Below are 16,906 nucleotides of genomic sequence, written 5' to 3' on the forward strand. Positions count from 1 at the left end.
CGCCGCTAAGATTATAAAGCAAGCTTTATAATCTCCGCTCGACTTGCATGTGTTAGGCACGCCGCCAGCGTTCATCCTGAGCCAGGATCAAACTCTTAAATAAAAGTTTGTCAGTACTCAGTAAACTGACTTAATGTGTTTTTCCGAAAATCACTGTTGTGATTTATTTATAACCTACTGTTTAATTTTCAAAGTTCACTTCCAGTTTTTGTGGCCGTGTCGGCTACAAGTAATAATATATCATTTATCGTTTCATGTGTCAACACTTTTCTACATTTTTTTTAATAAGTTATCCGCAATATGAGAATTTTATAATACCTTGTATATAAAAAAGTCTTCCTTTTAAATATTTTCAATGTAGACTTTTTTGAAACTCATAACGAAAATTATACTTATCCACAATTTAAAGATGATTATAATTTCCTATTCGTTATAAAATGAACTCCCACCACTTTTAGAAGTGGGAGAGTTTTTTCTAGGAAATTTATTGTATTTTTTCATATTCTTGCCTTAGTTTTGCCACTATCTTTTTTTCTATTCTAGATATTGTCATTTGAGATACATTCAATTCTTTTGCTAATTCACTTTGTGTTTTATTATTAAAAAATCTATCTTTCATGATTTTAATTTGAACCTCATCAAGAGTTTTCATAAATTTATGTAAGAAATCTTCATTTTCTATTTTAGAGAAATTTTTATCTTCATCACCCATTAAATCCATTAGCTTAACTTGCTTATCATCTCCATCATTATCATAGGTTATATCTAGTGATGTTGTATTATATCCTTGAGAAGCTTCCATGGCCTCTAAAACTTCTTCTTCCGAACATCCCAAGTAAATAGCTATATCTATAACCTTGGGAGACTTTTGTTTTTTCTGTTGAAGCTCAACTCTAGCTTTATTAACTTTTTTTGATAATTCCTGTATTCTTCTTGGAACTCTTACAGCCCAACCCTTATCTCTAAAGTATTTTTTTATTTCTCCAACTATAGTGGGTGTTGCAAAACTCGAAAATTCATATCCTTTTTCTACATTAAATCTATCAATAGCATATATAAGTGCTAATGATCCAACCTGATAAATATCTTCATATTCAATTCCCTTATTAATGAATTTTCTAGATAGTATATCAACTATATATATATAGTTTTCAATTAATCTATTTCTTATATTTATATCTTTCGTTTCTTTGTATTTTATGAATAATTCTTTAGTATCTATTAATTTATCATTATTATTTGTAGCTTTTGCTACATTTTTCATTAAATATCATCTCCTAAGTGCTTAGTCATTTTTACTATTGATCCAGATCCTTCTTCAGATGTAAATTCTACTTCATCCATAAGACTTCTAACAATAAAAAGACCAAGCCCACCTTCTTTAGGATTTAATAAATCCGGTTCTTGTATTTGAGATGGATTGCATCCTTTTCCATCATCCTTTATTAATATAGATAAACTACTGCGTGATACTAAAAAATTAACATAAAAATTTTTATCTAATCCATGTTTTATGGCATTAGTGCATCCTTCTGCTACTGCAACCTTTATATCTTCTATTTCTTCTATATCAAATCCCATTCTATTTGCAATTGCAGAAACAGTTAGCCTTATAACCCCTACATATTCAGGTTTGCTAGGTATTGTCATCTCTATTGTATCTATTATATTATCTTCCTTATCTTCTTTCTTAATTACTGGTGTCAAATTTATCCCTCCACTTTAAATATTTTATCTAAACCAGTTATATTGAATATCTTTTTTACATTTTGCTTTGCATTAATTATATATATATCCTTTTCATTTATTTTTAATCTTTTTAATATTCCTATTAACACTCCTAATCCTGTAGAATCTATGTATTCTAAATTAGAAGCATTTAGAATTATATCTTTTGTATTTGAAGATACAGACTCTATCAAGCTATCCTTTAACTCATTAGCTGTATATATATCAATTTCTCCATGTACATCTATATTCCATGAATCTTTATTATCATCAAAATTTTTGTTTATTATAATAGACATATCCAACGCTCCTTTTTACTTTTTTTTCACAAATATTTTATTTACAAATTTTACACTTTGTATAATTCCCGATATATTACTTCCTAACGACATTATTTTTTCAACGTCTCCAGTTATACTGTCTAAGTTAGTCACTATATTTCCTACTTTTTTTTCATTTTGTTCTATCATTTTATTTAAGTTTATTATTATTTTACTGGAAGATTTTATTGCATTTCCTAAATTTATACAAACAAATATAAATCCTATAGCCATTATTAATATGCCTAATTGCCATACACTAATTTCCATATTTTATTCTTCCTCCTTGTCAAAAGTCTTACTTATAATTATTTCATCTTCAATATTAATAATTTCATCATCACTCAATCTATCAATTATGTTTTTCATGGAACTTTTAACTTTTGTCTTAAATTCTTCAGGGTCATTTACTATATCTCTAGTTACATTTAATACATCTTCTCTAGATTCTTTCCCACTCTTTGGCGCAAATAATAAAGCTATTATCGCTCCTATTAAACCTCCAAATATAAAATATCCACTCTTTTTGCTCATATTAAACCCCCTTTTTGATAAATCAAGTTATTGATTTTAAAATTATTTTATCAGATTTTATATGAAAAAAGAATAGGATTTGACCCCTATTCTTCTCCAGCTATTTTAGCCATAGACACTACATAACATTCTTCATCCGTTCTCATAAGTTTAACACCGCTAGTTACTCTACTAAGCTTAGATATTTCTTCTACCGCAATTCTTATTAATACTCCTTCAGAATTAATCATCATAAGCTCATCTTCTTCATTTACTACCTTAGCTCCTATTAAGCTTCCTGTCTTCTCATTTATATTATAAGTTTTAAGGCCTTTTCCACCTCTATTTTGTATTCTGTACTCATCTACACAACTTCTTTTTCCATAACCATTCTCACTTACAACAAGAAGTTCACTTCCTTCATCTACAAGCTCCATAGAAACCACTATATTATCCTTATTAAGGCTTATACCCTTAACTCCCATAGCACTTCTTCCCATTTCTCTAACATCTTTCTCACTGAACTTAATAGCCATACCGTCCTTACTTACTAACATAATCTCTTGATTTCCATTAGTTATCTTAACTCCTATAAGCTCATCATCTTCTCTTAAGTTAATAGCTATTAATCCATTTCTATTACTCTTTCTAAATTCACTCAAAGCAGTCTTTTTGATTATACCATTCTTAGTACAAAGAACAAGGTATTTTTCTTCATGCTCCTCAGGTATAGGAATTAAAGCTGTTATCTTTTCTTCCTTATCAAGAGGTATTAAGTTTATCATAGCTGTTCCTTTTGCTTGTCTCTTGCCTTCAGGTATTTCATAAGCATTTATTCTATAAACCCTACCCTTATTAGTGAAACATGCAAGTCTACTGTGAGTAGTAGTAGTTATTAGATGCTCTACAAAATCTTCTTCTCTAGTAGTTAAAGCTGATATTCCCTTTCCACCTCTTTTTTGGCTCTTATAAGTATCAGATGGAAGTCTCTTTATGTATCCAAAATGAGTTAATGTTACGGCAATTTCTTCATCTTCGATTAAATCTTTAATATCTATTTCACCAGCAACTGCTTGTATATCAGTTTTTCTATCATCACCATATTTATCCCTTATAAGTGTTATTTCATCTTTTATAAGATTTAAAAGTATTCTCTCATCTGCTAATATTTCTTTTAATCTATTTATAACCTTCAATAATTCTTCATATTCTTCTTGAATCTTTTCTATTTCAAGACCAGTAAGCTTTTGAAGTCTCATATCAAGTATAGCTTGCGCTTGAATTTCACTAAGATCAAATCTTTCAACAAGATTAATCTTCGCTTCTTGACCATTCTTAGAAGCCTTTATGATGCTTATGACTTCATCAATATTATCAAGAGCTATCTTTAATCCCTCTAATATATGAGCTCTTTCTTCTGCTTTTCTTAACTCATATTGAGTTCTTCTAGTTACAACATCTTTTTGATGTTCTAAATAGTAATATAACATCTGTTTTAGATTTAAAACTTTAGGCTCTCCATTTACAAGAGATAGCATTATTATACTGAAAGTATCTTCAAGTTGAGAATGTTTATAAAGCTTGTTAAGGACTATGTTTGCATTAGCATCTCTCTTAATCTCTATTACAATTCTCATACCTTTTCTATTACTCTCATCTCTAAGATCAGATATTCCCTCTACCTTCTTATCCTTAACAAGGTCAGCTATTTTTTCAACAAGCTTAGCCTTATTAACAAGATAAGGAATCTCTGTTATTACTATTTGCTCTCTGCCCTTTGATGTTTCTTCTATTTCAGCCTTTGCTCTTACCTTTGCTTTTCCTCTACCAGTTCTATAAGCCTTCATAATACTTTCCTTACCCATTATAGTAGATCCTGTTGGGAAGTCTGGTCCTTTTATAAATTCAGTAAGATCCTCTACATCACAATCTGGGTTGTCAATTAAATGAATAACACCATCTATAACCTCTCTTAAGTTGTGTGGAGGAATAGAAGTTGCCATACCAACGGCTATACCATTAGACCCGTTAACTAATAAGTTAGGGAATCTAGATGGAAGAACTGATGGTTCTTTTAATGTATCATCAAAGTTAGGTGTGTAATCTACTGTTTCTTTATCTATATCTCTTAAAAGCTCCATCGTAAGTTTTTCCATTTTAGCTTCCGTGTAACGCATTGCAGCAGGAGAATCTCCATCTATTGATCCAAAGTTACCGTGACCGTTAACTAAAGTATATCTAGTAGAAAATTCTTGAGCCATTCTAACCATAGCAAGATAAACAGCACTATCTCCATGTGGATGGTACTTACCTAGTACATCCCCAACAATACGGGCTGATTTTCTATATGCTTTATCTGGAGTCAAATTAAGTTCACTCATAGAATAAAGAATTCTTCTATGAACTGGCTTTAATCCATCTCTTACATCAGGAAGTGCACGTCCAACTATTACACTCATCGCATAATCGATATACGATTTTTTCATTTCATCTTCTATTTCAACAGGGACTATCCTATCCTTATATTCACTCATTTAAATATCCCCTCTCTTTCTTATACATCTAAATTATCTACATATTTTGCATTTTCTTGTATAAAGTTTCTTCTAGGTTCAACCTTATCTCCCATTAGCGTAGAAAATACCTCATCAGCCATAGCAGCATCTTGAATAGAAACTTGAAGTAAGGTTCTTGTATCAGGATTCATAGTAGTATCCCATAATTGCTCTGCATTCATCTCTCCAAGACCCTTATATCTTTGAATATTAACAGATTTTCTTCCTATTTCATCTAACACCTCATTCATTTCTTTATCTGAATAAGCATAAACCTCTGTTTTTCCCTTTTTTATTTTATATAATGGAGGTTGTGCTATATAAATATATCCATTGTCTAATAAAGGTCTCATATACCTAAAGAATAGAGTAAGAAGAAGAGTTCTTATATGAGCTCCATCCACATCGGCATCGGTCATTATAACAATCTTATGGTATCTAAGCTTTTCACTATCGAATTCAGTTCCAATACCACAGCCAAAAGCTGTTATCATATTTCTTATTTCTTCTGAATTTAATATTTTATCAAGTCTTGATTTCTCAACATTCAATATCTTACCCTTAAGAGGAAGAATCGCTTGAGTCTCTCTATCTCTACCTTGTTTAGCAGACCCACCTGCTGAATCCCCTTCGACTAAGTATATCTCACTAAGAGCGGGGTCTTTTTCTGAACAATCAGCAAGCTTACCAGGAAGAGATGTGCTTCCAAGAATACTCTTTCTTCTTGTAAGTTCTCTAGCTTTTTTAGCAGCAGCTCTTGCTCTTTGAGATCTAAGAGATTTATCAACTATTGTTCTAGCACTTGCTGGGTTTTCTTCTAAGAAAGATCCAAAAGCCTCAACAGTAACACCTTCAACTATACTTCTAACTTCAGGATTCCCAAGCTTTGTCTTAGTTTGCCCTTCAAATTGAGGGTCTGGAAGCTTTACAGAAATAATAGCTGTAAGACCTTCTCTTATATCTTCTCCTAATAAGTTCCCATCTTTATCCTTAAGGAAATTGTTTCTTCTAGAATAATCATTTACAGTTCTAGTTAGCGCACTCTTAAATCCACTTAAATGGCTTCCACCTTCATGAGTATTTATATTATTAGCAAATGCATAAATATTTTCAGTGTAGGTATCTGTATATTGCATAGATATCTCAACTATATAGTCATCTACTTTTCTTTCAAAATACATACTATCTTCATGGAGAGGAGTTCTAGTTTTATTTAAATGTTTTACAAATTCAATAATTCCACCATCATAGTGAAATTCTTTTTTCTTTTCTTTATCCGCTCTTTTATCTTCTAATATTATTTTAATTCCTTTGTTTAAAAAAGCTAATTCTCTAAGTCTGTGCTCTAGTGTCTCATATTTGAATACAACTTCTTCAAATATAGTCTCATCTGGCTTAAATCTTATAGTAGTACCTGTTTCATTAGTATCTCCAACTACAGCTAACTCTGATATTGGATTTCCTATTTCATATCTTTGAGAATGAATCTTTCCATCTCTTTTGACGCTTACTTCAATCCATTCAGACAATGCATTTACTACAGACACACCAACTCCGTGAAGTCCTCCTGAAACCTTATATCCTCCTGATCCAAACTTACCTCCTGCGTGAAGTACAGTTAAAACGGTTTCTACAGTAGATTTTCCTGTTTGAGGATGCTTTTCTACAGGTATTCCACGTCCGTTATCTATAACACACACACTTCCATCATTCTCTAAAGATACGTATATTTCACTACAGTATCCAGCTAGGGCTTCGTCTATACTATTATCCACTACCTCATAAACTAAATGATGAAGTCCTCTTGGTCCAGTAGATCCTATGTACATACCAGGTCTTTTTCTTACAGGTTCCAATCCTTCTAGCACTTGAATTTGACTTGCTCCATATTCTTTATTCATTATATTACCTCCGTTTCCAAGAAAGCAGGATTACTTATTCCAGCTCTTTTTAAAAGGGTTATCGATGAAATAGGTGAATAATATACATAAAACTTATTATCGTGATTTGTAACTATAATAGATTTAGGATTTTGTTCTGTTAGATTAATTATTTTATCTATTCGTTCATTTTCTTTTTTAAAATCATAAGCACACTTTGAATCAAGTATAAATATAATGTCACTAATCAAAATGTCACAATCTGCTCCTAAGTGTAAAAACATAATAAAATCCTCCTACTGGTTAGCCCTTCCTTTTTCAATATAAATTATATTTACATCTTTATCTTCAAAAATCAGTTTATGATTCTCCTCAGCACTAGTTATAAAAATTTGAATTTCTTCAAATTCTTCAATTAATAATTTCTGTCTTCTTTGGTCTAACTCACTGAATATGTCATCTAATAGAAGAATTGGATATTCTCCTATTTCCTCTTTTATAAGTTCTATTTCAGATAACTTCAATGATATAGATGCTGTTCTTTGCTGTCCTTGAGATCCATACAATCTAACATCTAATTTATTTATAAAAATACTAATATCATCTCTATGAGGTCCAATTTTTGTAGTTCTATATTGTCTATCTAAGTTTCGACTAGATTTTAATTGATTTAAAAATTTACTTTTTAAAACTTCTAAATCATCATCCTCATTTACTTTAATTTGATTTACATATTCTATTTTTAAATCTTCTAAACTTCTAGTTAGGTTTTTATGAATTTTTTTAGATAACAACTCTATTTTCTTTATAAAATCTCTTCTATACAAATATATATATCTTGCATATTCACTTAGTTTTTGGTCATATATGTCAAGTAAATTCTCATCTATATAGTTAGATTTTAATAGTTTATTTCTTTGAGTTAATATTTTATTGTAATTAGAAATGTAATTATAATACAAGGGAATTATCTGACTTATCTCTCTATCTATAAATTTTCGCCTCTCTTTTGGACCATCTTTTACAAGTTTCAGGTCTTCTGGCGAAAATATAACAACATTTAAATTTCCTAATAAATGCATAATTTTATCTATTGAAATTTTATTTATTTTTATGCCTTTTTTCACGTTATTTCCAATAACTAACTCTATTATATTATCTTCCAGTTTCTTGCAAAATATTCCACCTACATAGCTGTTTTCACTATTAAATCGTATTAATTCTTTATCTTTGTTAGTTCTAAACGACTTTCCTATACTCATTAAGTATATAGCTTCTAATATATTAGTTTTCCCTTGTCCGTTTTTACCTAACAATAAATTTATTTTTTTATCGAAATTTAGATACAACTGATCATAATTTCTAAAATTAATAAGTTTGATACTTTTTAAGTACACAAAAAGCTCCCCTATCCTATAGTACCTTTATCTCAATCCCATCAACTTCTATAATATCATTAGATCTTATTTTCTTTCCTCTTTGATGAGCAACCTCTCCATTAACTTTAACTTCACCATCTGCTATTATATTCTTAGCATGACCACCAGAACCTACTATATCAGCTAATTTTAAAAGTTGATCTAACTTTATAAATTCTGAATCTATTTTGATGTGTTTCATAAAAAACGCCTCCTACATATTTAATGCATTTTTCTATTATATCATATAATAAATAAAAAAGTATTTCTATCGAATATTTTAAAACAAAAGAACCCAACTTACCTAAGTTGGGTTTATACAAAAGCTAAAATAGCTAATACTAAACAATCTCTTTGAATTAAGTTTCACTACGAGTTTGCTGAAACTCTTACAGGTAGTAACAAATATACATAGTTATCTCCACTTACAGGTTTTAAAATACATGGGCTAACACTAGTAGTAAATTCTAAGTATATTTCATCACAATCTAAAATCTTTAAAGCCTCTATAAAGTATCTTGAGTTAAAAGCAATATCTAAGTCCTCACCTTCTAATATAATAGGAATCTCTTCATGAACATTTCCTATCTCAGAGTTAGAAGTTATAGTCATATTATCATCTCTTATTGAAAATTTAACTAAGTTATTCTTACCTTCTTTAGCTAAAAGAGATGCTCTCTCAATACTGCTTAATAATTTTTTAGTATCAACCTTTACTCTTAAATTATATTCTCTTGGTATTAATTGCTTGTAGTTTATGAATTCACCTTCTAAAAGTCTAGTTATTATCTTTGTATCCTTGATTAAGAAAAGACAATGCTTATCTGTGAAAGCTATTTTAAAGTTACCTTCTTCTTCAGATAATATTCTATTAACTTCATTTAAGGCTTTTCCCGGGATTATAACCTTACTGTTTCCAACATTATTTTCTATACTAGAGCTTCTAATTGCTAATCTATATCCATCTATTGCAACTAAATTTATATCATTATCATGAACTTCTAAAAGTTCTCCCATAAGTATAGGCTTACTTTCATCTTGAGATATAGCAAAAACAGTTTGCTTTATCATATTTTTAAATAATTCTTCAGGAAGTTCATAAAATCTATCTTCATCAACTTCTTCAGGTTTTGGATATTCATTCGGATCATGTCCCTTTATTTTAAACTCAGAGCTTTCACATTTGATACATATATTATTTTCTAAGTCTGTAGTTATTTCAACAAATGAATCTGGTAATTTTCTTATAATATCTCCAAATAGTCTTGAATCAATAACTATAGCGCCCTCTTCTATTATATCTGCATCTAAAAAAGTTTCTATCCCTAATTCTTGGTCATTACCAATCAATTTTATTTTATTATCAACAGTTTCAATAAAAATTCCCTTTAAAATAGGAACAGTCGTTTTATTTGAAACTCCTTTTTGAACAGTACTCACTTTATTAGCCAATAGTTTTTGACTACAAATTATTTTCAATGTGGATAACCTCCTTTGAATAAATATAATAAAAATATAATAAAAAAAATAGCAGTAGTAGTAATAGGGGCTGTTGATTTGTGGATAAGTCGTTATGAATATTGAAATCTATACTTTTGGTATGTTGATAGAATGTTGATTACCCTAAACATTTTATTAACATTTTAGTGGATTATTAAAAAGCAAAAAAAATATTCACAATCTATTAAGATTTTATCAACGCCTTTTTGTGAATAACTACTCCTTTAAATCGCTAATTATTTTATTTATTCTATCTTTTATATCTGAGTTAGTTTTTATATCCTTAACTATCTTATCATGTGCGTGAATTACAGTAGTATGATCCCTACCCCCAAACTCTTCGCCAATCTTTGGTAAAGATAAATCTGTAAGTTCCCTAGTTAAATACATTGCTATCTGTCTTGGATATGCAATTGCTCTAGTTCTTTTTTTAGAGCTAAAATCGTCCATTTTTATATTAAAGTATTCAGATACTTTTTCCTTTATAAGAGCTGCATTCAATTCTTGAGGCTTAGAAGAAGAAATGATATCTTTTAAGGCTTCAATTGCAAGTTCAAATGAAATTTCTTTGTTTGTAAGAGATGAGTAAGCTACAACTCTAGTTAAAGCTCCTTCAAGTTCTCTTATATTTGATTTTATATATTTAGCTATATAAGACATAACTTCGTTAGGTACCGTTATATTTTCCATTTGAGCTTTTTTTCTAAGAATTGCGATTCTTGTTTCAAAGTCAGGAGCTTGAATATCTGTTATAAGGCCCATTTCAAATCTAGATCTTAATCTATCCTCTAGAGTAGGAATTTCTTTAGGAGGTCGATCACTAGATATTATAATCTGCTTATTAGCTTCGTGAAGAGTATTAAATGTATGGAAGAATTCCTCTTGAGTTCTTTCCTTACCAGCAATAAATTGAATATCATCAACTAATAAAACATCTACATTTCTATATTTATTTCTGAACTCTTCATTTCTATCATCTTTTATAGAATTTATAAGCTCATTAGTGAATTTCTCAGATGATACATAAACTACTTTTGCATTCTTTGTATGAGATAAAATATGATGACCAATAGCTTGCATTAAGTGTGTTTTTCCAAGACCTACTCCCCCGTATAAGAACAGAGGATTATAAGCTCTAGCGGGAGCTTCTGCAACAGCAACACATGCAGCGTGAGCAAATCTATTGCTATTTCCTATAACAAATGTATCAAAAGTATATTTAGGATTTAAGTTTGAATAGCTTGGAACCTCTACTTTGGGTACGTTTTCATTTTCAAAATTTCTTAATTCTTCTTCATCTAATATAAACTTTATTTTATATTTAGAAGATGATATTTGGTTTATAGAGCTCTCTATTAAATTCATATACCTAGCCTCTAAAATTCCTTTAGTAAAATCATTAGGAACAGATAACAATATAGTATTACTAGTTATCTTTAGAGGTTCAATAGGACTAAAAAAAGCATTAAAACTCGCAGGAGTTAATTCTGTTTTTATTAATTTAAGAGAATTTTCCCATAAGGAAAGTAAATCCATATTAATTACCTCCTAAGTTTATTAAATTATTTCCACAAAGTTATTAACAATAAAATAATTAAAAATAATATATGTCAAATAATAATATATAATATAAGTGCTTGAGGATATTTGAAGTATTCTTGTGGATAAACATGTATAAAAAAATATAATTTGATATAAATTTAAGCAATAATAAAAATTGTTGATAAGTCTATTATAAGTATCAACAATTTATTTTTTCATAGTATATAAATAGTATATAAGCAAAAATAAATTAAAAATATAAATATTATACACAGGGTTATCCACAAATTGTGTATAACTATAACAAATTATATTTTTCTATTCACATTATCAACAGGTAAAATTATAATATCAAATATTGTTGTAAACTGCAATACAATAAATACAATTTATCCACATTATCAACCTTATGTGGATAATATTATACAGATATAATTTTATTTTATTGTTCTATTTTGTAAAATTATAGATATACATACCTAAAAGTATTCATTCTATTATTTTAAATATTGACTTAAATAGGAAAAAATATAGCTAAAAATAGTATTTTATATTTTAGATTAGTGGTTAATCCAAAAATGGAGGGCGTTTAAATACCGCTACTTAGTCAATATTTTTATAACGAATAGGAAATTATAATCATATTCAAATTATGGATTAAGTATAATTTTCGTTATGAGTTTCAAAAAAGTCTACATTGAAAATATTCAGAAGGAAGACTTTTTTATAAAACTAAAGATTTCACAGACTAAATATACTAAAACTTTTAAACTCCCTACGGTCAAACAAAAAAGTTTCTTAACGTATATTCAGTCTGTGGAATCTAAGTTTTATGGAAAAATATTAACGAAAAGTAGCTAACATTTAAACGCCCTCCATTTTTTATTGTGATAGAAATTATATATAATAAAATAAGGAGGTAATTGATATGGATTTAAAAATAAGAGAAGCAATTGAAAATGATTATATTGATATTAGCAATTTTGTTAGGGAGGTACATAAGTTACATGTCAAAAATAGACCAGATATTTATTTGGAAGTGGATAATCCTTTGCTAAAAGATAGATTTGAAGATTTATTGAATAGTGATAATACAAAGCTATTTGTAGTAGAAGACATTTATAACAATGAGTTAATATCATATAGCATTATTCAAATTATACACCAAAGAAATATTAATTTACTTATACCATCTAAATTTATTTATATAGATGATTTCTGTGTTAAATCAAACCATCAAAAGACTGGTGTTGGAAAATTCTTATTTAACCATATCGTAGATTATGCAAAATCAAAAAATATTTCATCTATACATTTAACTGTAAGTGAATTTAATAAAAAGGCTATTAAGTTTTATGAAACATTGGGGATGTCAACAAGAAACAGAAAAATGGAACTGAGCTTATAATTTACTATTAATAGTCTCATTTGAGGTATTTTAATAGATAGTTTTTATAGTTATATGAATTTAATAATTTACATAATAATGAATAATTTAAATTTTAATGTTTATACTAAATAATTGATTAGCAGTTTTTTCTATGTCTAATAAATAAAATTAACACAAAAATTCGTTGACAATAAAAAGCAATAATTATATAATTTTATAGGTAGTATGCTCACTTTCAAATAAGGTGATCTAATTTAAAAATTTTAAATAGAAGAATATATAATGAAAGGCGGTGTTTTGGATGAAAAGAACTTATCAACCAAAAAAGAGACAAAGAAAGAAAGAACATGGTTTCAGAAAAAGAATGAAGACTACAAGTGGAAGAAGAATTCTTAAGAAGAGAAGAGACAGAGGTAGAAAAAGATTAACAGCTTAGTTTATTAGGGGCCGCTAGATGTGGTCCTTTTGTGCAATTTACGGGCTGGAGGAAATTAAAGATGGATTTTGTGAATGCTAATGGATTAAAAAAGGACTCCGATTTTAGGAATGTTTATAAAAGAGGAAAGTCATTTGCAAATAGGTTATTGGTTATGTATGTTGTAAAAAACAATTTGGATATAAATAGGGTTGGTTTTTCGATTTCTAAAAAAATTGGAAAAGCTATAGTTAGAAACAAGGTTAAGCGAAGAATGAGAGAGAGCTTTAGACTGTATTCTAATGACAATAATCTTAAAGTAGGCTATGACTTTGTATTTATAGCTAGAATACCAATTAGTGAATCGGATTTTGCATCAACTCAGAAATCAATGATAAATTTATTTAAAAAAGCAAATATTGTAAGAAGATAAGGGGATTATAATGAATAAATATATAATTGGTCTTTTGAAGTTAATTATAAGATTTTATCAAAAATTTATATCTCCAATAAAAGGTAAGACCTGTAGATTCTATCCTACTTGTTCTCAATACGCTATAGACGCTTTAGAAAAGTATGGATTTTTAAAAGGGTCTTATTTGTCTATAAAGAGAATTTTAAAATGTCATCCTTTTCACGAAGGAGGATATGATCCTGTTAAGTAATTAATACAGTAAATTTAGGAGGTTTTTATTTTGTTTGCAAGTTCTCTAGGTGCACTATTAAAAATCGTATTCAATATAGTAGGGGATTATGGATGGTCTATAGTTATATTTACTATATTGGTTAAAGGAGCATTGCTTCCGCTTACTTTATCTCAAACAAAATCTATGAAGGCAATGCAAGATATACAACCAAAGATAAAAGAAATACAAGAAAAATATAAGAATGATCAAGAAAAGATGAACCAAAAAGTTATGGCTCTTTATAAAGAACATAAGGTAAATCCTGTAGCAGGGTGTCTTCCTTTATTAGTTCAAATGCCTATATTAATAGGACTTTTCTCTGCATTGAGAAATCCGGCTAAATATGTATTTGAATCAGAAGCAGCTTATAATGCTATAGATACAAGCTTTTTATGGCTTAACAATTTATCAAATCCAGATGTAATAATGGTAGGTGGATTTGCCTTACCTTGGATATTACCGATTATAGCGGCTCTTACTACTTACATATCATCTGCTATGATGACTCCAAAAGGGGGCAAAAAGGATTCAACTCAAACTATGATGCTTTATTTTTTCCCATTGATGATATTATGGTGGGGTAAAAGCTTCCCAGGTGGACTTACATTATACTGGGTAGTAAGTAATATATTCCAAATTATTCAACAGCAGTTTATTATTAAGCCTGCTAAAGCCAAGGAGGAGTAAGAGGATGAAATTCTTAGAGGTAACAGGGAAAACAATAGAAGAGGCTTTAGATAAAGCTTTGGGAGAGTTAAATGTTACTAAAGAAGATGTAGACATAGAGGTTATAGATCAGCCAAGTAGAGGATTTTTAGGTCTTATAGGAAATAAATTAGCCAAAATAAAAGTAACTTTAAAGGATACTCCTAAAGATTTAGCTAGAAAATTCATTCAAGATATATTAGATTGTATGGATATAGAAAGTGAAATAAAAATAACTCAAAAGAATAACGAAATAAGTATAAATCTAATGGGTGAAGATGCAACTTCCTTAATAGGAAAAAGAGGATATACCCTAGATTCACTTCAGTTTTTAACTGGGTTAGTTGTAAATAAAAGCTCAAATACTAAAATAAGAGTTTTAATAGATATACAAAATTATAGAGAAAAAAGAGAAAAGTCTTTGATAAGATATGCTAGAAAACTAGCTAAGCAATGTGCTAAAACTAAAAAAACTATAAAGCTTGAATCTATGAATCCTTATGAAAGAAGGATTGTACATTCAGCACTTCAAAATGATAGATATGTTAACACTTACAGCGAGGGAATAGATCCTAATAGAAAAGTTGTTATAGCGGTTAAAAATAAGTAAGAACAAAAAACCTCCTAGTATTTAAGGGGGTTTATTTTTGCTATAAAGTGAAACTTAAAAATAAAGAGGTGATTTACTTGTATATAGATGATACTATTGCAGCTATTGCTACTGCTCCTGGAGAAGGTGGGATAGGAATAGTTAGAATGAGTGGGCAAAAGGCTCTTGATATAGCAGAGAGCGTATTTAAATCGGTTAATAAAAAAAGCATAAAAGATAATAATCCAAGAACTTTAATATATGGAACTATTGTGGATGATGGAAAAATCATAGATGAGGTATTACTTGCTTATATGAAGGGACCTCATACTTATACTAGAGAAGATGTTATAGAGATAAATTGTCATGGAGGATTTATTTCTGTAAAAAAAATATTAGAATTAGTTTTAAAAAAAGGAGCTAGACTATCAGAACCTGGAGAATTTACAAAAAGAGCATTTTTAAACGGAAGAATTGATTTATCTCAAGCTGAGGCTGTTATTGATATAATAAATGCTAAGACAGATATTAGCTATAATGTAGCTCAAAGCCAACTAGAAGGAAGCCTTTCATTTAAAATAAAAGAACTTAGAAATAAAGTAACAGAGCTTCTTGCACATGTTGAAGTTGCAATAGATTTTCCTGATGAAGATGTAGAGCATATAACTTATGAAACATTATACAATAAATCAAAAGATTTAAGGAAAGATATAATAGACCTTTATGAAACATCTGAAACTGGAAAAATAATAAGAGATGGTCTTAAGACTGTTATAGTAGGGAAGCCTAATGTAGGTAAATCATCTTTATTAAATGCAATACTTAAAGAATCCCGTGCTATAGTTACAGATATACCAGGTACTACAAGAGATGTAATAGAGGAATTTGTAAATATAAAGGGAATACCTCTTAAAATAATAGATACAGCAGGTATTAGAGAAACAGAGGATGTTGTAGAAAAAATAGGAGTACAAAAATCAAGAGAGTTTTTCGAATCAGCAGATCTTGCTATACTTGTTCTTGATGCATCAAGAGAATTATCAGAAGAGGATATAGATATACTTGAAAATGTTAAAAATAAAAATACTATAGTTTTAATAAATAAGAGTGATCTTGAAAATAAATTAGATGAAGAAAAGATAAAAAAATATATAGACGAAAAAAGAATAATAAAGATATCTGCTCTAGAAAGAAAAGGAATCGATAAGCTGGAAAATGAAATTGCCGATATGGTATATAAAGGCAATGTTTCACAAGGTGATAGCGTTATGATAACTAATGTTAGACATAAGGACTCACTAGAAAAAGCGATAAAATCTATAAATGATGCTATAAATGCTATTGAGGATAATATGGCTCTTGACTTTATAGAAGTAGATCTTAAAAATATATGGGATTATCTTGGTGAAGTTAGCGGAGATACAGTATCTGAAGACTTATTAGATACGATATTTAGAGATTTCTGTATAGGAAAATAGATAATTAATCCGAAAGCTAAGAGTTCTAAGACTCCACCCTCTTAATAAGGCTGGAGATAAGAACTCTACAGCTTCTGGATTAGTTCAACTAAAAATTTAGCTGGAGTAAAAACTCCATCTAAATTAAGTTTCACTTTATAGGTCGAAATTTAGATATATAGAATAATATTTGTAGTATAATGTTTAA

Annotated in this window: 19 protein-coding genes and 1 rRNA gene; 7 read left to right on the top strand and 13 right to left on the bottom strand. The window is 28.9% G+C overall.

Annotated features, from left to right (window positions below; translation table 11 throughout):
- The 13 genes from N4A48_RS00400 to dnaA all read right to left on the bottom strand — a co-directional run.
- A 16S ribosomal RNA gene (locus N4A48_RS00400) occupies positions 1–103 on the bottom strand; the annotation flags it as partial.
- Between the two features lie 381 nt (positions 104–484).
- Positions 485–1,264 carry a SigB/SigF/SigG family RNA polymerase sigma factor gene (locus N4A48_RS00405; protein WP_293663698.1) on the bottom strand — a complete coding sequence of 260 codons (780 nt, stop codon included), beginning with the start codon at positions 1,262–1,264 and terminating at the stop codon, positions 485–487.
- Positions 1,264–1,650 (bottom strand): ATP-binding protein, encoded by a 387-nt coding sequence (locus tag N4A48_RS00410; RefSeq protein ID WP_293663738.1) that lies wholly within the window; start codon positions 1,648–1,650, stop codon positions 1,264–1,266. The genes N4A48_RS00405 and N4A48_RS00410 overlap by 1 nt, the downstream gene beginning before the upstream one ends.
- 59 nt (positions 1,651–1,709) lie before the next feature.
- Positions 1,710–2,027, bottom strand: coding sequence for an STAS domain-containing protein (locus tag N4A48_RS00415; protein ID WP_293663699.1), 318 nt, complete (start codon positions 2,025–2,027; stop codon positions 1,710–1,712).
- Positions 2,028–2,042: 15 nt separating this feature from the next.
- Positions 2,043–2,318 (bottom strand): hypothetical protein, encoded by a 276-nt coding sequence (locus tag N4A48_RS00420; RefSeq protein ID WP_293663700.1) that lies wholly within the window; start codon positions 2,316–2,318, stop codon positions 2,043–2,045.
- 3 nt (positions 2,319–2,321) lie between these two features.
- Positions 2,322–2,582, bottom strand: coding sequence for a YtxH domain-containing protein (locus tag N4A48_RS00425; protein ID WP_293663701.1), 261 nt, complete (start codon positions 2,580–2,582; stop codon positions 2,322–2,324).
- Positions 2,583–2,668: 86 nt separating this feature from the next.
- Positions 2,669–5,095, bottom strand: coding sequence for a DNA gyrase subunit A (gyrA, locus tag N4A48_RS00430; protein WP_293663702.1), 2,427 nt, complete (start codon positions 5,093–5,095; stop codon positions 2,669–2,671).
- Positions 5,096–5,115: 20 nt separating this feature from the next.
- The gene (gyrB, locus tag N4A48_RS00435; RefSeq protein ID WP_293663703.1) at positions 5,116–7,017 is read right to left on the bottom strand and encodes a DNA topoisomerase (ATP-hydrolyzing) subunit B; all 1,902 of its coding nucleotides are present in this window, start codon (positions 7,015–7,017) and stop codon (positions 5,116–5,118) included.
- Positions 7,017–7,280, bottom strand: coding sequence for an extracellular matrix regulator RemB (gene remB / locus N4A48_RS00440; protein WP_293663704.1), 264 nt, complete (start codon positions 7,278–7,280; stop codon positions 7,017–7,019). Before remB ends, gyrB begins: the two co-directional genes overlap by 1 nt.
- A gap of 12 nt (positions 7,281–7,292) precedes the next feature.
- A complete protein-coding gene (gene recF / locus N4A48_RS00445) occupies positions 7,293–8,393 on the bottom strand; it encodes a DNA replication/repair protein RecF (protein WP_293663705.1) in 1,101 nt (366 codons plus the stop codon).
- 16 nt (positions 8,394–8,409) lie between these two features.
- On the bottom strand, positions 8,410–8,616 hold the full coding sequence (gene yaaA, locus N4A48_RS00450; protein WP_293663706.1) for a S4 domain-containing protein YaaA: 207 nt from the start codon (positions 8,614–8,616) through the stop codon (positions 8,410–8,412).
- 167 nt (positions 8,617–8,783) lie between these two features.
- Positions 8,784–9,893 (bottom strand): DNA polymerase III subunit beta, encoded by a 1,110-nt coding sequence (gene dnaN, locus N4A48_RS00455; protein ID WP_293663707.1) that lies wholly within the window; start codon positions 9,891–9,893, stop codon positions 8,784–8,786.
- A 237-nt stretch (positions 9,894–10,130) separates the two neighbouring features.
- The gene (dnaA, locus tag N4A48_RS00460) at positions 10,131–11,450 is read right to left on the bottom strand and encodes a chromosomal replication initiator protein DnaA (protein WP_293663708.1); all 1,320 of its coding nucleotides are present in this window, start codon (positions 11,448–11,450) and stop codon (positions 10,131–10,133) included.
- 934 nt (positions 11,451–12,384) lie between these two features.
- On the opposite strand from dnaA, the gene N4A48_RS00465 reads away from it, so the two are divergent.
- The 7 genes from N4A48_RS00465 (at position 12,385) to mnmE (ending at position 16,719) form a co-directional block, all read left to right on the top strand.
- Positions 12,385–12,864: a GNAT family N-acetyltransferase gene (locus N4A48_RS00465; protein WP_293663709.1), complete on the top strand. Its 480-nt coding sequence runs from the start codon at positions 12,385–12,387 to the stop codon at positions 12,862–12,864.
- A gap of 283 nt (positions 12,865–13,147) precedes the next feature.
- Complete coding sequence (rpmH, locus tag N4A48_RS00470; protein WP_099189744.1) at positions 13,148–13,282, top strand: 50S ribosomal protein L34; 135 nt, start codon at positions 13,148–13,150, stop codon at positions 13,280–13,282.
- A 61-nt stretch (positions 13,283–13,343) separates the two neighbouring features.
- Positions 13,344–13,694: a ribonuclease P protein component gene (gene rnpA, locus N4A48_RS00475; RefSeq protein WP_330665015.1), complete on the top strand. Its 351-nt coding sequence runs from the start codon at positions 13,344–13,346 to the stop codon at positions 13,692–13,694.
- Between the two features lie 10 nt (positions 13,695–13,704).
- Positions 13,705–13,926, top strand: a complete 222-nt coding sequence (gene yidD / locus N4A48_RS00480) for a membrane protein insertion efficiency factor YidD (RefSeq protein ID WP_293663710.1) — start codon at positions 13,705–13,707, stop codon at positions 13,924–13,926.
- 30 nt (positions 13,927–13,956) lie between these two features.
- A complete protein-coding gene (locus tag N4A48_RS00485; protein WP_293663711.1) occupies positions 13,957–14,634 on the top strand; it encodes a YidC/Oxa1 family membrane protein insertase in 678 nt (225 codons plus the stop codon).
- Between the two features lie 4 nt (positions 14,635–14,638).
- On the top strand, positions 14,639–15,262 hold the full coding sequence (gene jag, locus N4A48_RS00490; RefSeq protein ID WP_293663712.1) for an RNA-binding cell elongation regulator Jag/EloR: 624 nt from the start codon (positions 14,639–14,641) through the stop codon (positions 15,260–15,262).
- A 77-nt stretch (positions 15,263–15,339) separates the two neighbouring features.
- Positions 15,340–16,719: a tRNA uridine-5-carboxymethylaminomethyl(34) synthesis GTPase MnmE gene (gene mnmE, locus N4A48_RS00495; protein ID WP_293663713.1), complete on the top strand. Its 1,380-nt coding sequence runs from the start codon at positions 15,340–15,342 to the stop codon at positions 16,717–16,719.
- Positions 16,720–16,906: the final 187 nt, after the last annotated feature.

This window comes from Tepidibacter sp., from assembly GCF_025210165.1.
In the GTDB taxonomy this organism is placed as follows: Bacteria; Bacillota; Clostridia; order Peptostreptococcales; family Peptostreptococcaceae; genus Tepidibacter_A.

Bases quoted from the DNA above. Each gene is read 5' to 3' on its own strand.
- N4A48_RS00405 (WP_293663698.1), bottom strand. From the start codon at position 1,264: ATGAAAAATGTAGCAAAAGCTACAAATAATAATGATAAATTAATAGAT.
- N4A48_RS00410 (WP_293663738.1), bottom strand. From the start codon at position 1,650: ATGACAATACCTAGCAAACCTGAATATGTAGGGGTTATAAGGCTAACT.
- N4A48_RS00415 (WP_293663699.1), bottom strand. From the start codon at position 2,027: ATGTCTATTATAATAAACAAAAATTTTGATGATAATAAAGATTCATGG.
- N4A48_RS00420 (WP_293663700.1), bottom strand. From the start codon at position 2,318: ATGGAAATTAGTGTATGGCAATTAGGCATATTAATAATGGCTATAGGA.
- N4A48_RS00425 (WP_293663701.1), bottom strand. From the start codon at position 2,582: ATGAGCAAAAAGAGTGGATATTTTATATTTGGAGGTTTAATAGGAGCG.
- gyrA (WP_293663702.1), bottom strand. From the start codon at position 5,095: ATGAGTGAATATAAGGATAGGATAGTCCCTGTTGAAATAGAAGATGAA.
- gyrB (WP_293663703.1), bottom strand. From the start codon at position 7,017: ATGAATAAAGAATATGGAGCAAGTCAAATTCAAGTGCTAGAAGGATTG.
- remB (WP_293663704.1), bottom strand. From the start codon at position 7,280: ATGTTTTTACACTTAGGAGCAGATTGTGACATTTTGATTAGTGACATT.
- yaaA (WP_293663706.1), bottom strand. From the start codon at position 8,616: ATGAAACACATCAAAATAGATTCAGAATTTATAAAGTTAGATCAACTT.
- dnaA (WP_293663708.1), bottom strand. From the start codon at position 11,450: ATGGATTTACTTTCCTTATGGGAAAATTCTCTTAAATTAATAAAAACA.
- N4A48_RS00465 (WP_293663709.1), top strand. From the start codon at position 12,385: ATGGATTTAAAAATAAGAGAAGCAATTGAAAATGATTATATTGATATT.
- rpmH (WP_099189744.1), top strand. From the start codon at position 13,148: ATGAAAAGAACTTATCAACCAAAAAAGAGACAAAGAAAGAAAGAACAT.
- rnpA (WP_330665015.1), top strand. From the start codon at position 13,344: ATGGATTTTGTGAATGCTAATGGATTAAAAAAGGACTCCGATTTTAGG.
- yidD (WP_293663710.1), top strand. From the start codon at position 13,705: ATGAATAAATATATAATTGGTCTTTTGAAGTTAATTATAAGATTTTAT.
- jag (WP_293663712.1), top strand. From the start codon at position 14,639: ATGAAATTCTTAGAGGTAACAGGGAAAACAATAGAAGAGGCTTTAGAT.